Source organism: Flavobacterium sp. T12S277 (assembly GCF_048514875.1).
In the GTDB taxonomy this organism is placed as follows: domain Bacteria; phylum Bacteroidota; class Bacteroidia; order Flavobacteriales; family Flavobacteriaceae; genus Flavobacterium.
This window is the reverse complement of sequence record NZ_JBLYEG010000015.1, coordinates 127072-139536: the sequence shown is the minus strand read 5'-3', so window position 1 is coordinate 139536 and position 12465 is coordinate 127072. Positions and strand designations below refer to the sequence as shown.

At 36.1% G+C, this 12465-nt stretch carries 14 protein-coding genes; 9 read left to right on the top strand and 5 right to left on the bottom strand.

Annotation, left to right across the window (positions count from 1 at the left end):
• Positions 1–568 precede the first annotated feature (568 nt).
• The 6 genes from ACN1CN_RS19340 to ACN1CN_RS19315 all read left to right on the top strand — a co-directional run bounded on the left by ACN1CN_RS19340 (position 569) and on the right by ACN1CN_RS19315 (position 3466).
• Positions 569–967, top strand: a complete 399-nt coding sequence (locus tag ACN1CN_RS19340) for a hypothetical protein (protein WP_419136904.1) — start codon at positions 569–571, stop codon at positions 965–967.
• A 243-nt stretch (positions 968–1210) separates the two neighbouring features.
• Positions 1211–1600 carry a hypothetical protein gene (locus ACN1CN_RS19335; protein ID WP_419136902.1) on the top strand — a complete coding sequence of 130 codons (390 nt, stop codon included), beginning with the start codon at positions 1211–1213 and terminating at the stop codon, positions 1598–1600.
• A 143-nt stretch (positions 1601–1743) separates the two neighbouring features.
• On the top strand, positions 1744–1971 hold the full coding sequence (locus ACN1CN_RS19330; RefSeq protein ID WP_419136900.1) for a hypothetical protein: 228 nt from the start codon (positions 1744–1746) through the stop codon (positions 1969–1971).
• A gap of 172 nt (positions 1972–2143) precedes the next feature.
• Positions 2144–2509 (top strand): hypothetical protein, encoded by a 366-nt coding sequence (locus ACN1CN_RS19325; RefSeq protein ID WP_419136898.1) that lies wholly within the window; start codon positions 2144–2146, stop codon positions 2507–2509.
• Between the two features lie 18 nt (positions 2510–2527).
• Positions 2528–2923, top strand: coding sequence for a hypothetical protein (locus ACN1CN_RS19320; protein WP_419136896.1), 396 nt, complete (start codon positions 2528–2530; stop codon positions 2921–2923).
• Between the two features lie 114 nt (positions 2924–3037).
• The gene (locus tag ACN1CN_RS19315; protein WP_419136894.1) at positions 3038–3466 is read left to right on the top strand and encodes a hypothetical protein; all 429 of its coding nucleotides are present in this window, start codon (positions 3038–3040) and stop codon (positions 3464–3466) included.
• Between the two features lie 117 nt (positions 3467–3583).
• Here ACN1CN_RS19315 and ACN1CN_RS19310 read toward each other — a convergent pair whose 3' ends face one another.
• From ACN1CN_RS19310 to ACN1CN_RS19300, 3 genes are read right to left on the bottom strand one after another with little or no spacing between them, the layout of a single operon-like run.
• Positions 3584–4990 (bottom strand): efflux transporter outer membrane subunit, encoded by a 1407-nt coding sequence (locus ACN1CN_RS19310; protein WP_419136893.1) that lies wholly within the window; start codon positions 4988–4990, stop codon positions 3584–3586.
• Between the two features lie 18 nt (positions 4991–5008).
• Positions 5009–8179, bottom strand: a complete 3171-nt coding sequence (locus tag ACN1CN_RS19305) for an efflux RND transporter permease subunit (RefSeq protein WP_419136891.1) — start codon at positions 8177–8179, stop codon at positions 5009–5011.
• A gap of 6 nt (positions 8180–8185) precedes the next feature.
• Positions 8186–9349 carry an efflux RND transporter periplasmic adaptor subunit gene (locus ACN1CN_RS19300; protein ID WP_419136890.1) on the bottom strand — a complete coding sequence of 388 codons (1164 nt, stop codon included), beginning with the start codon at positions 9347–9349 and terminating at the stop codon, positions 8186–8188.
• 267 nt (positions 9350–9616) lie between these two features.
• On the opposite strand from ACN1CN_RS19300, the gene ACN1CN_RS19295 reads away from it, so the two are divergent.
• The 3 genes from ACN1CN_RS19295 to ACN1CN_RS19285 are packed head-to-tail and all read left to right on the top strand — an operon-like array spanning position 9617 to position 11706.
• Positions 9617–10666, top strand: coding sequence for a sensor histidine kinase (locus tag ACN1CN_RS19295; RefSeq protein WP_419136888.1), 1050 nt, complete (start codon positions 9617–9619; stop codon positions 10664–10666).
• Positions 10663–11394: a LytR/AlgR family response regulator transcription factor gene (locus tag ACN1CN_RS19290; protein WP_419136886.1), complete on the top strand. Its 732-nt coding sequence runs from the start codon at positions 10663–10665 to the stop codon at positions 11392–11394. The genes ACN1CN_RS19295 and ACN1CN_RS19290 overlap by 4 nt, the downstream gene beginning before the upstream one ends.
• Before the next feature lie 18 nt (positions 11395–11412).
• On the top strand, positions 11413–11706 hold the full coding sequence (locus ACN1CN_RS19285; protein ID WP_419136884.1) for a DUF3861 domain-containing protein: 294 nt from the start codon (positions 11413–11415) through the stop codon (positions 11704–11706).
• Positions 11707–11808: 102 nt separating this feature from the next.
• Here the strand turns inward: ACN1CN_RS19285 and ACN1CN_RS19280 are convergent, their stop codons facing one another.
• The gene (locus ACN1CN_RS19280) at positions 11809–12072 is read right to left on the bottom strand and encodes a DUF2024 family protein (protein WP_419136883.1); all 264 of its coding nucleotides are present in this window, start codon (positions 12070–12072) and stop codon (positions 11809–11811) included.
• A 58-nt stretch (positions 12073–12130) separates the two neighbouring features.
• The gene (locus ACN1CN_RS19275; protein ID WP_419136881.1) at positions 12131–12364 is read right to left on the bottom strand and encodes a thioredoxin family protein; all 234 of its coding nucleotides are present in this window, start codon (positions 12362–12364) and stop codon (positions 12131–12133) included.
• Between the last annotated feature and the right edge of the window lie 101 nt (positions 12365–12465).

Sequence of the window (12465 nt, the reverse complement as noted above, 5' to 3'; positions counted from 1 at the left end):
AAAGGTCTGTAGTGTATATGAAGGAAAAATTAAGTAAATATGGTTTTAATTCTTCGAGAAAGATTAGATTTAAGTATTCAAATTGCAAGAAAACAAGAATGGAGGGCTACAGTAGTAATGCTTATAAATCAAGTACAAACGAAAAGATTTTTCAGTTTATCAAAGAAGGATTAAAAATAAGAAGTGCGGCAAGAATATTGAAGATACCCCGCTCCGCAAAGTGTAGCTGCTGGGCGAATGTCTCTGACTTCACAGCGACAAAGATAATCTCACCGCTGGGTAATGTTACAGATTAGGTGTTTTTATAAAATAATGAAGTAACAAGCTGAAAAGAATATAAGTTATTAATTATTGAATAGAAATAGAGGCGACCTATTGCTCGTCTCTTCTTCTATATCAAAAAAAGATTTTATTACACCTACAATATACTCATCGGTTATAGAGATTATTCTCACACATATTAGGGTACAGCAAAAGTTATATATAAAGATCGGGGATAATGTTAACCTCGATAATATACTACTTCAAAAACTTCTGTAAACAAAGCGCAGGACACAACAAAAATAAAATGAAAAAAAAAAGACTTCTTAAATTTATATTAGGGCTATTATTTATTAGTATTTCTATTATTTCTTTTTATAATTATTTAGAATTTAAATCATCCTTCATTAATAACAAGTCATTGTCATATTCATTTGTTGAGAAAAGAATTAATAGAGGCGGAAGAGGAGAGTCTTATGAAATGGATTTTTTATATAATAATAAAAAACATTCAATATCTATAACTAGTAACGAGTATAATTTGATTGAAGAAGGAAAATACCCCGATTTGTATTTTTCAGAAAGAAGTGGCAATTTTTTTTCAAAATGGGAGGCAAAAAAGTCTTTTAGAATTTCACTCCTATTTTTTTCTCTTTTCATTTTTACAATTATACCATACACCTATATAATAAATAAATTAAAATGATGTAGTGTTTAAGAGGTAATGTACCCCGCTGCCCGAAGAGTTCCTTATGAAAAGCTGCGCAAATGTCTGTGACTTTGCGCAGTTTTTTTTTGTTACTTATAGCTCATAAGCATTTCAAAAGTCTCTGCCATTTTTAATTGACTTATTGATGCTATTAAATTTAGCTTCTTTTTAAATATATTTGTTAGTTGTAATTCAAAGTCAGAGACATTTGGGCAGCGCATTTATGTAATCAAAGGACACTTGGCAAAGCTGGAGGTACTGCGGAATATAGTAAACGAAAAGAAGACAAACCAAATGCAAAATAGTTTTGAACTTATAAACAAATACAAAAAGAGCTTTATATGGCTTGTTATTATTATAATTATGTTTTGGTATGTAGGAATTAGACCTGAAATCAGAGTTTCAGATTTAAAAGAAAACGGCAAGCAAATAAAAGCTTATCTATATGATGTTAAAGACGTTGGATCAAAAGGAACTATAAGAGGTCTTTACAGATTTAAAATAAACAACAACCTTTATGAGGGTTTTTATGACAATGATAAATTAGTAAAATACGATAGCATTGACATAATGTATCTTCCTGATAATCCTGAACGCAATCAAGCTAAACAATTTCTGGAAGATTATTAAAGTAATAACCATTAAAAGGTTAATGCCCGCTCTCCGAAGTATTAAAATATCAACTAAAAAGGTACGCATTCTATGTAATAAAAGAACATTTTGTAGCGTGATTGTCTTTACGAAATACTATAAATGATAATTAATAAAAAAACATGTATTACATTATAATGTGCGAAATAGCAACAGGAATAATATTAGAATTAGATGGAAAAACTAGATTTTTGAAAACTGAAACCAATAGTCATCCATATATCACTTTTGAAAATCTTAAAGAAGCTGAAGATAGAGCTAACATATTTGTTTTAGAAAATCAAGATTTAGAAATAGTAATTTATGACCACGCTTGGGAATTTAAAAAAAGAGTTACAAAAGAAAAGTAGTTCGGTAATATCGCAATTATTTGATTCTTTTTTCACAAAATCAAAATACATTAATAGTCAATATTTTTTGGATAAAATTATTTAAAAAAAGTGAGGAATATTAGACTCCAACTCCTACCATTACGATTAATTTATAAAACATCTCCATGACTAATCAAAGAATTAAATTCAAATGGAGAAGAAATTACATATGAAATTCAAAATAACTGTACCTGCTGGATATCAAGTTAAAAACTACGAAAATGACAATTTAGATATTAATGTAGTTTTAGAGAATAAAGAGATCTTTTTTGCCACTCTTTTTACGACAAATAACATAAAAATGCTTTTAGAACGAGATGAAAGCACCTTTTTCTGGGCCCACACCATGGTAATACTAAAAGATTTAAAAAAAGAAACAATTAAAAAATTCGTTCAAGAAGCTATAGATAGTGAGAGTCTTGAGGCAATTTTTTATAAAATAGGTAACCTTGGTCAAACAAAAGGTTATCCATCAAAGTTCGAAAAAATAACTGATTTTAGTAATGAGCCTAAATAAAAGAAGTCAAAATAAACAATGAGAAAATTTTTAATCCTTATGGCTATTGCCACTTTAGGTTGTACAAATAAACCAGAGCGAAAAGACCGTCTGTATTTAAAGGAAATAAAAGCAAATAATAAAACGATAGAATGGTTTTATTATTCGAATGTCGCTTCAACGAGTGCTGATTATATATTGCTCTACGATTCAAAAAATGACAGAAGCGATACTATTGTTAATTCCACAAATATTAAAGATGTCCGTTTGGTAAATGACACGATTACTTTATATTTTTATGGCAAACCTAAAATTTATGATACTTCTATCATTATAAAAAAGAAAATGGATGAATTCAAAATAATAATTGATACGAACGCAATATCACCAGGGCCTGATCCAAGTAGAAAGTCTTATTTAAAAAAAGACCTTTAAATACTTATCGTTCAAGTGGATTTTAATTGTATGAAAGAAAAATTTATAAAAAAATATTGTTATAACAGAAAAAGATCCACCTAAAATACATTTACAGTATAATAACTAGATTTAATGATTGATAAAATAAAGACCTTAATTAATTGTGTTTTACTAATTACGTTGTTTACTTCCTGTAATAATGGAATCTTGAAGGATTCTGAAATAAAAGAAGCAAAAGCAATAATTGTAAAATCCGGGGATAAAAATTTATATGCAAGCTTGTGCATTTATTATTATGAAAAAGAAGAATATGAATTGACACTTCCTTATTCTCTAGTCATGGCTTATAAATATAATGATAGGGATGCTTATTATAATATTTATAGAACAATGATTCAAATTAATAATGGTGGAAAATTCAATTACAAAGCAATTAAAAAACTAGACAAAAAAAGTAAAGAATTTGCATTGCAAAATTTGACTAAAAGTGCTGATTTAGGATCTATTAGTGCCAAGAATGACTTGGAAAAATATCATTTGGAAGGTACTTTGAAAAATTAAAATTTCAAAACATAACCCATTTATTAAAATAGCAGTTAAAAAAATATAATAAAAAAAGCGCCTCATCAACTGAGGCGCTTTTCGTTTCAAAATTTAAAATAATAGAAGCCGCGAAGACTATTTCCATCCGCCACCTAAAGCACGATACAAATCAACGACGGCTTGCAATTTTTGCAGGTTATCAGTGATTCCGCTTAATTGGGCGGCCAATAGGTTTTGCTCGGAAGTTAGTACATCCGTATAATTGGTAGCCGAGCTATATTCTAAAAGCTGTTGTGTAAAATCAACTGATTTTTCCAGGGCCTTAATTTGTTTTTCTCTTGAATCTTCTTTTTCAACTGCCATTTCATAAGCATACAGAGCGTTCGAGACTTCCTGTCCTGCTTTTAAAAGACTTTGCTGAAAATTATTCAGTGCCTGCACTTGTTTGGATTGTGCTGTTGTAAGTCTTGCTTTATTCAGTCCCTGATTAAAAATAGGCTGTGTCAACCCTCCTATCAAAGAGTAAAAAACAGAATTAGTAAAGAAATCCGTCAATTGCAGGTTCGAGAATCCACCACTTGCGGTAAGGGTCAAACTTGGGTAAAAATAAGTCTTGGCCATATTGGTTGTTTCAAAAGCTGTTCTGAAATCAAACTCGGCCTGACGAACATCAGGGCGATTCTCCAGCAATTGCGCCGGTAAACCTACAGCCAGATTTTCGGGAACGGTCTGATTTCCTAATGTGCCTCTTTCGATTGCTCCTGGGCCTTGTCCCAACAAAATGTTAAGTGCATTCTCGGTTTCGCGAATACTTCTTTTTAAATCCGGAATTAAAACTTCAGCTGCATGCTGATTGGCTTCACTCTGCACTACTGCTGCACCGGTTACGATTGCGCCTTCTTTTAAAGCTTTAATCGTTTCCACATTTTTAATACGACTTTCCAAGGTAGCCTTGGTTATTTCCAATTGCTTGTCATAGGCCAGCAATAAAAAATAGTTGTTGGCGATATCAGCAATCAATTGTGTCTGAATGGCCTGTTTTGCCGCATCTGTAGAAAGATAAGTTGCCAAAGCCGCTCTTTTTGAACTGCTTAATTTTCCCCAGATATCGGCTTCCCAAGAGGTACTCAAACCTAATTTAGAAGTTGTTGTTAATGTATTGATGTTAATTCCCGGCGGAAAGTTTAGTCCGGCCTTTGATTGTTTATTATGCGTTACATTGGCATCAATATTCAGCGTTGGGTAATAGGCCAGTTTTGCCTGTTGCAAAGAGGCTCTGGACTGTACTATATTTTCGATCGCATTCTTTAAATTGAGGTTTTGATCCAATCCTTTCTGAATTAAAGCATTCAGTTTTTCATCTTTAAAAACGGTTTGCCAGGGCATACTCGCCATAGTGGTCGAATCGGCAGCAGCCTGATCCCGATACAACTTATCCGTCGAAATCGTCGATGGACGTTCGTATTTCTTAGTAATCGAGCACGCACTCAGCAGCGCGGCTGCCAGTACCACAAGAATATATTTATTTGAACTATGAGTCATTTTTTTTGAATTAAATTATTACTCTTTATGAGTTTCTGCCAACTGTACTTCCTCGTCATCGTCACCTTCGTCGTCATAATTTTCTTTTGGCGGACCACTCACACGCTCCTGCAAACTCTGGAAAATGATGAACAATACCGGAATAACGAATACTCCCAAAATGGTTCCAATTAACATCCCTCCTACGGCTCCTGTTCCAATGGATTTGTTTCCAACTGCACCGGCTCCCGAAGCAAACATTAAAGGAACAAGTCCTAAAATAAAGGCAAAAGAGGTCATTAAAATCGGGCGTAAACGTGCTACCGCTCCTTCAATGGCAGACTGAACAATAGGCAATCCTTTTCGGCGTCTCTCGAGGGCAAACTCCACTATCAGAATACCGTTCTTCGCCAAAAGTCCAATTAACATGATCAGCGAAATCTGCAAGTAAATGTTACTGTTCAGTTTGAAAATAATCGAGAACAAATAGGCTCCTGCCAATCCAAACGGAATTGAAAACAATACGGCAAAAGGCAAAATATAACTCTCGTACTGTGCACTTAACAGGAAGTAAACAAACACCAGACACAATATAAAAATAAAGACGGTCTCACTTCCTGAGGCTAATTCTTCACGCGTTAAACCTGAAAATTCATAACCATAACCCGCAGGCAAACTTTCTGCTGCCACTTCCTGAATGGCTTTAATGGCGTCTCCTGAACTATAACCCGGTTTTGGTGCTCCTGTGATCGAAATAGACGTAAACAAGTTAAATCTTGAAATCGATTCTGGTCCAAATACTCTGGTCATTTTTACAAATTCAGTAATGGGTGCCATAGTTCCTGCACTGTTGCGGACAAATATTTTGTTCAATCCTTCGGTATTGGTTCTGAATTCCGGAGAAGCCTGAATCATTACACGGTATTGTTTCCCGAATTTATTGAAATTGGAAGCGTACAATCCACCATAATATCCCTGCATGGTTGACAAAATGGTATTGACAGAAACTCCTGCATCTTTCGCTTTTGCCAGATTAATATCCATCATATATTGAGGGAATCCCGGATTAAAAGGCGTCGTTGCATATTGTATCTCCGGACGTGCCGAAAGCTTGGCGAGAAATTCATTGTTTACTTTATAAAATTCAGCTGTACTGTGCCCTCCTTTGTCCTGTAACTGGAATTCAAATCCTCCACTTTGTCCAAATCCCTGAATGGTTGGCGGTGAAATAAAGAAGATATTCGCTTCACGAATTCCGCTCGTTTTAGCAAACAGCTGTCCAATTACATCATCGACGCTCAGTTTGCGGTCTTCCCAGCTTTTCAGCCTCACAATTACCATACTATAAGCACTACCCGCACCCGCTGTAAAGTTCTGACCAACGATACGAAGGGTGTTCTCAACTCCCGGAATGGTATGTGCAATACTGTCTACTTTTTTCGCCACTACATCCGAACGTTCCATAGAGGCTGAAGGCGGTAAGCTGATGTTTGCAAAAACTACTCCCTGATCTTCTGCCGGAACGAAGGCTGACGGGGTTGTTTTCATCATATAAAACAAAGCTCCCGCGGCAATAAGTATAGACGCTAATACAATCCATTTTTTTACGGAAAGGAACTGAACGGAACGTTTGTATTTTTCGGTTACATTGTCAAATGCAACGTTGAATGAGGTGTAAAAACGCTGAATGAAACTTTGATGTTTGTGATCGTCAGCATGTGGTTTTAAAAGTAAAGCACATAAAGCCGGACTCAAAGTAAGCGCATTTACTGCCGACAGTATAATCGCTACCGCCAGCGTAATACCAAACTGCTTGTAGAAAACCCCGGTTGAACCGGTAATAAAGGTTACCGGAATAAATACGGCTGCCATTACCAGTGTGATCGAAATAATCGCTCCCGAAATTTCGTTCATGGCGTGAATCGTCGCTTTCTTAGAGGATTTATACCCATTGTCGAGTTTGGCATGTACCGCTTCGACGACTACAATCGCATCATCGACCACAATACCAATGGCCAGAACCATCGCAAATAGCGTCAGCAGGTTAATGGTAAATCCGAATAAATTCAGGAAGAAAAATGTTCCTACAATCGCAACCGGAACGGCAATCGCCGGAATTAAAGTCGATCGGAAATCCTGAAGGAAAATAAATACTACGATGAAAACTAAAATAAAGGCTTCTACCAAAGTATGGATTACTTTTTCAATTGAGGCATCCAGATTCTCATTAACATTGATCAGAACGGTATATTTTACTCCTTTAGGGAACATTTTTACGGCTTCATCAATAAGTTTTTTAGAATTATTAATTACGTCACGCGCATTCGAACCGGGCGTCTGGCTAATCGCAACCCCTACAGACGGGCGTCCGTTTGTTGTACTTGTAGAAGAATAACTTAGGGAACCCAATTCTACTTTTGCCACATCTCTTAATCGCAGCAATTGTCCGTTTCCGGCCGATTTGATGACGATGTCTTCAAATTCTTTTGCGCTTGTTAAACGGCCTTTGTATTTGATTACGTATTGAAAAGCCTGGTTTCCGTTTTCTCCAAATTTACCCGGTGCGGCCTCAATGTTTTGTTCTGCCAAAGCTGCCGAAATATCGCTCGGAATCAATTTGTACTGCTGCATCACATCCGGTTTCAGCCAGATACGCATCGAATAATCTCTTGAACCAAAAACAGTAACATCTCCTACCCCCACTACACGCTGAATTTGTGGTACCAGGTTGATCTTGGCGTAATTTTGGAGAAACGTTTGATCGTAAGCTTTGTCATCACTGTATAAAGAGAAAATCAATAAGTTACTGCTTTGGCTTTTGGTTACGGTTACCCCTGCCTGAGTTACCTCAACAGGCAATAAACTTGTAGCTCTGGAAACTCTGTTTTGTACGTTTACCGCAGCTAAATCAGGGTCTGTACCTACTTTAAAGAAAATTTTTATAGAGGCATTACCATCGTTAGTCGCTGTAGAAGTCATGTAAGTCATGTTTTCTACACCGTTAATTTGTTCTTCAAGCGGAATTACGATACTTTTTAGTACCACATCTGCATTGGCTCCGGTATAACTTGCCGCCACATTTACGGTTGGCGGTGCAATGTCCGGATACTGCGCAATAGGAAGTGCTGCCAGTCCCAGTATACCCAGGATTACGATAATAACCGATATTACCGTAGAAAGTACTGGTCGTTGTATGAATATTTTAAACATTTGTTTTTATTTTAAGTCCGCGTAAACAGTTTCTGCATTTTGGTTCTGCGCTTTAATCGCTGTTCCGTCTTTAAGTGCTGCCACTCCTTCCAGAACAATCTGATCTCCGGTTTGCAAACCACTTTTTACGACATAATAATTTCCTGCCGTATTTTCTAAAACTGTAATATTTGCATTTTTTGTTTTCCCGTCTTTTCCAACCACTACAGCAAACAATTTATCCTGAAGCTCGAAAGTGGCACTCTGAGGAACGATAATCGCTTCGTTAACTTCATTCGGGATTCTGACAGTAGTACTGTTTCCGCTTCTGATTATGCTTTTCGGATTGGGAAAACGTGCTCTGAAAGTAACCGAACCCGTTTCCGTATTGATTAATCCGTTTACCGTTTCGATATGTCCTTTATCGCCATAAGCGGTACCGTCAGAAAGAAGCAATGAAACCGGAGGCATTTTTTTGATTTTAGCTGCCAGTGAAATTCCCGGATCTGTGTTCTGAGTAAAATTTAAGAGCTTTTTTTCGTTCACCGCAAAATAGGCATACACGTTTCCGATACTTGAAACAGTGGTCAAAGGATCGGTTGTATTGGAACTCACTAAACTTCCCAGACGAAACGGAATGGATCCCACAACGCCATCAACAGGACTGGTTACTGTGGTATATCCTAAATTGGTTTTCGCATTTACCAGACTGGCATTCGCCTGCGCCAGTGTTGCCAAAGCCGATTCATAGGTGTATTGTGCCGATTCTAAATCGTACTTGCTGATGATTCCTTTTTCAACCAAAGGCTTAACTTTATTGACAGCTAGTTTTGCTGCACTTAAATTTGCCTGTGCACTTTTTATACTTGCGGCCGCTGTGCGAACTTCCTGCTCGTACTCGGGAGCACTAATTTTAAACAAAGGCTGTCCGGCTCGAACCACAGCACCTTCATCAACAAAAATCTTATCAATGTACCCTTCAACCCGAGGGCGAATTTCTATATTTTGCTGTCCCTGAATGCTGGCAGGATAATCTGTATATAAAGTCGCCGATTTAGGTTCTAAAGTCAGCGTTTTATATTCTTTAACTTGTGGTGCACCTCCGGCCTGAGCGGTTTTATCATTTTTGTTTCCACACGAAGTGATGATAATAGATGCTGCTAGAATACTTAAAAAAGATTGCTTGTTCATTTTTATCGAATGTATGATTATCTATTTATTAAGGAACAAAAGAACTGAAATAGTACATGCAAAATTTTTACAATAGACGAAAAGCCTGCTGCAATCGATAAAGATTAGATGAGAGCCGATGGAAGATGTTCCCTCATAAATAAGTATTTTTGTAATAGTCTCGTCGGCTCTAAAATGGTTTTTACGGATTGTGAATCTGTTTTGGGCGATTGGTTTTATAAACTGTTCAAATAAAATGTAATATTGTCCTTAAAATCAAAACTTATAATGGCAACCCACTTTTTTAAACCCTTTATGTCTACCGGATTACACATCCTGGCCTGGATACTATTAGGTTACATTCAACTCTTTTATATACCCCTTACCTGGAATATTGTACTTCCCTACATTTTTTGGTTGTGGCAAACTGTTGTCTTAGTTTTTATGATTGTGATTTTTTACTACAATGCCAAAATCATTGTTCCGAAAACGATCATTAAAGACAAAATTGGCCCATTTTTATTATGGATTCTTTGGATCATTTTTGCAATGCAGCTACTTTCTTATTTCTATAATTTAAACACCGATTTACACAATAAACTGGCGGCACTTATTGGATTTAAGAAATACAGAAATGATTATTTCGACAACTATATTTTTAGCTTAACCTTACTGGTTTTAGGAATCAGTACCAGTTATGCCATGTTGCAACACTGGCAAAGAGCGGCACAGCACAAACAAAAACTGGAACAGGACAAAACAATGGCCGAACTGGCGATGCTGAAAGCGCAAATCAATCCGCACTTTTTCTTCAATTCACTTAACAGTATTTACTCACTTACCTATACCAATATTGAAGATTCCCGCAGTGCATTACACACTTTAAGCCGAATGATGCGCTACCTGCTTTACAGTACCGAAGGCGAAAGAACGACCTTATTAAAAGAAGTCGAGTTCATGAAGGATTTCATTGCTTTGATGAAACTCCGTGCCAACAGTAAACTAACGGTTACAGCGGATATTCCGGAAAAAATTCACGATTATCCGATTGTTCCGATGCTGTTATTGCCTTTGGTCGAAAATGCCTTTAAACACGGTGTACATGCTACCGACAAAAGTGAAATTCATTTTGTATTGAAGCAAAACGAAACCCATCTTGAATTTGAAGTCGAGAATACTTTTTTTGAAAAAACAGCTTCAACAGAACCGGGAGGAATTGGCTTAACCAATACCAAACGCCGCTTGCATCTGATCTATCCCAACAAACATACTTTGACCGCCGGTGTCGATCAAAACGGAAAATATAAAGTAAACCTGCAAATAACGTTAGAACAATGATTGTATTAAAATGTATCGCAGTAGATGACGAACCGCTAGCTTTAAAACTGGTGGAGACCTTTATAGAACAAACTCCTTTTTTACAATTGGCCTGCAGCTGTGATAATGCAGTAGAAGCCATGAGTAAAATACGGGAACAGCAGCCGGATATTGTTTTTCTGGATATCAATATGCCCAATTTAACCGGTATGGAACTCGCTCGTCTATTACAGGAACAGCCGGGGCCCTTACCCAAAATTATTTTCACGACAGCTTACAATCATTATGCTATTGAAGGTTACCGCGTAAATGCTGTCGATTATCTTTTGAAGCCCTTTAGCTATGAAGAATTTTTAAGGGCCGCCAACAAAGTTTTACAATTGTCGGAAGAAGCATCCAATCAATTTCAGTCGGTTACTGCCGACGATGAATTTATTTTCCTGAAAGTGGAATACCAGTGGGTTCGAATTTCATTAAAAGACATTCTCTATATCGAAAGTCTGAAAGATTATGTAAAAGTACATCTTGAAGATTCTCAAAAAGGATTGATGTCTTTGATTTCCTTAAAAGCACTAGAAGAAAAATTACCTGCCTTAAAATTTATGCGGATCAATCGTTCTTTTATTGTTGCGCTGGATAAAATAAATGCGATAAGCAAGAATTCGATATTTATCAATAAAAATGAAATAACGGTTGGCGAACAATACAAAGAGACCTTTAAAACCATCGTTGACAAATGGTTGAAGTAAATTAAAAAAAATAATATCATGCAAAAAAGATCCAACAAATATTATCTGACTTTAAGCTTAAAAGAGTACGCAAACGGTGAAACAGAACCTGCAAAAGAACTGGGAATAGAATTTGACAATCACGATGAAATATTTGGCATCATCGAAAAAATAAAAGAAAAAAACATATTTGAAAACCCTTATGAAGCTACGCAATTTGCGCTTGGTTTAAAATTATTCAGCGAAATCAAACTAAAGCACCGCAACAATCCGCTCTTTGAAGAACTCAATGAAGTATTTCCGGTTTTTATGAAAAAATTAAAAAGTTTATAGTCTTTAAATTCATTTTAACACATAAAAACATAAGTTCTATAGCTATCAAAAAGGCTGAAACCATAACGTTTCAGCCTTTTTTATACAAAACTAAAGAATCCGTTAATTGCAATTCTCCATTTCGATAATCGAGAACCCATCCCTAAGAATCTGACTTTCAACAGCAGCAGGAGCTTTATCAATATGACAAAATTTACATTCCTTTGAGGTCAGCGGCTGATCTTCCTGCGCTACTGTTTTAAGATACATTTTGCCATATTCAAAAATCTGACTTTCATCAACGGTGGCTTCGTCAACTAGTATATCAAAATGCATTACTGTTCCGTCTTTTCGGATCACATAAGTATCCCACACCGCTATCTTCATACTATTTAAATTTTACATTTTACAGCTAACATTTCACAGTTAACATTTCACAATAAACCTACCCAATTACGTCTGCTATAGAAGCGCCAAAATTGATATGAAGTACATTTCCATTGGGTGTTACCAAAGCCGGAACCGACTTCAATCCCGCTTTTTGAGCTTCGGGAATTCTGAATTTATCGACCCCCAAATTAACAACTTCAACCTCAGAAGGGTTAATTAGACTTAAAATATCCTGTTCTGCACTAATACAAACCGGACAACCGGCATGATAAAAAATTGATTTACTCATTTTAATTTGTTTTTAATTTGACTTCATTGTCCGTACAAAATTAGTGCGATTCCGGGCCTGCTAAATAATCCAGTTTTTTCATTTATAGCGATAATCTGGTC